This window comes from Candidatus Bandiella numerosa, from assembly GCF_021811875.1.
Classification (GTDB): domain Bacteria; phylum Pseudomonadota; class Alphaproteobacteria; order Rickettsiales; family Midichloriaceae; genus Aquirickettsia; species Aquirickettsia numerosa_A.
Genome location: NZ_JAJBJD010000181.1, coordinates 1 through 1,779, shown reverse-complemented (window position 1 = coordinate 1,779; position 1,779 = coordinate 1). Strand labels below are relative to the sequence as shown.

Sequence of the window (1,779 nt, the reverse complement as noted above, 5' to 3'; positions counted from 1 at the left end):
CTTGAATTCCTATTATTCTATCAGCTTTTATACCAAACTTATCGTTCTTCTTTATATGAATCTAATTTTTTAAATCCATTTATTGCATATCTTCCTTGCTTTGCATTTATGCAACGGCCTTTTGTATTAATTAACAATTGTATAATAACTATATATTAGATATACACTTAAAAGTCAATTATCGTATAATGATTATATAATACTACCAACTTTTATCTAACTTCTCAGAAGTAATAATATGTTCAATAAAGCAATTTCTCATGTCAGCAATATTTGCCATTTCATAAATTATTTCTTCTATTTCACTATCCAAATTTTCTTCAGTAGTATATTTTATAGTCAATTTATAATCCCAAGAATCTTTACAAGGTTTTTCTAAATCATAATAGCTATTTAAATAATCTTCTATTTCTTGTCTAACTCTTGTTTTTCCTCTAACAAACTTACTATTATTTTCAACCATTAGCCATAAATCAAGCTCAATAGATTTCTCTATATCTTTGGATATATCATATGTTTTTAAAATCTTTTGAACAGTGCCAGCTCCTATATTTAACTTTTTTGCTATCTTTAATATAGCCATCCCGCCAGCCCTTAAACTTAATACATCTTGCACCTTCTCTTCAAATATAATTGGTCTACCTAGTTTAGTGCCACTATTTTTAGCTCTTTCTAATCCAGCTTTAACTCTTTCACTAATTATAGAACGCTCAAATTCACTAAATACACCTATCATCTGAAACATTGCTTTTCCAGATGAGGTTCTTGTATCTATGCCTTGTTGATGAAGATATAAATCTACACCTTTATCATCAAGGAGTTTAAGAAAACTAACCAAATCCTGTAATGATCTACCTAATCTACATACAGACCATGCAGCTACTATATCTATTTTATTTTGCAATATAGCTTTTTGTAGCTTTAAAAACTCAGGTCTATCTGATTTAGTACCACTTATCCCAGTATCTATATAATATTTATAAATATGCCAGCCAGATTTCTTAGCAACTTTATCTAACTCTAATCTTTGGTTATCAGTGGTTTGCTCATTTGTTGAAACCCTTAAATAAAATGCTACTTTCTTCATGTTATTTTATAAACATAATCTCTTTTTCCAATTCTTATGACTAGTACTACAAGGTCATTATCTTTAATCTGTGATAAAATCCTATATTTGCCAACCCTGCATCTCCATATTTTAACTAAATCATTAGATTTTAATGCAGTTCCATGAGCCCTAGGGTCTTGTTGTACTTTTTGTCGTAAATAGCCTATAATCCTTTTCTGCTCTTGTTTCTCTAGCTTACTAAAGTCTTTATCAGCTCCAGTAGTAAAATTAATCCGCCAAATCATATTTTTTTTCAATCTCATCCAAAGATATAGTAGACTCTCCTTTTTCTATTCTAGCTAAAGCAATTAAAATATCAGCTTTCTCTTCTAAATAATTTTCTAAAGCCTTTTTTATAATATATCCTTTGTTACGATCTGTTTCAGAAGAAACAATATTAAGAATATTATTTAACTCTTCTGGAATCCTTGCAGTAATTGTAGCCATATAAATTTACAATAAATTATTTAATAAATATAACTTATGAATACAACGTATTCAATATTGTTTGTTATAAATGTAAGATTTATTATAACTGAAGCCTATACAAAAAACAATAGTTTATTGTATGAAATTTCACCTACTCCTCAGAGCCCTTTTCTTCATGATTATTTTTATCATTTCCATTAGGGTTTTTTGTATACTCATAAATATTGATAATTTCTTTAATT

Annotated in this window: 3 protein-coding genes; all 3 read right to left on the bottom strand. The window is 27.8% G+C overall.

Annotation, left to right across the window (positions count from 1 at the left end; translation table 11 throughout):
- Positions 1 to 202: 202 nt before the first annotated feature.
- From L8D11_RS05195 to relB, 3 genes are read right to left on the bottom strand one after another with little or no spacing between them, the layout of a single operon-like run.
- Positions 203 to 1,087, bottom strand: a complete 885-nt coding sequence (locus tag L8D11_RS05195) for a recombinase family protein (protein ID WP_236870607.1) — start codon at positions 1,085 to 1,087, stop codon at positions 203 to 205.
- Positions 1,084 to 1,353 carry a type II toxin-antitoxin system RelE family toxin gene (locus L8D11_RS05190; RefSeq protein WP_236870606.1) on the bottom strand — a complete coding sequence of 90 codons (270 nt, stop codon included), beginning with the start codon at positions 1,351 to 1,353 and terminating at the stop codon, positions 1,084 to 1,086. The genes L8D11_RS05195 and L8D11_RS05190 overlap by 4 nt, the downstream gene beginning before the upstream one ends.
- The gene (relB, locus tag L8D11_RS05185) at positions 1,337 to 1,555 is read right to left on the bottom strand and encodes a type II toxin-antitoxin system RelB family antitoxin (RefSeq protein ID WP_236870605.1); all 219 of its coding nucleotides are present in this window, start codon (positions 1,553 to 1,555) and stop codon (positions 1,337 to 1,339) included. The genes L8D11_RS05190 and relB overlap by 17 nt, the downstream gene beginning before the upstream one ends.
- Positions 1,556 to 1,779: the final 224 nt, after the last annotated feature.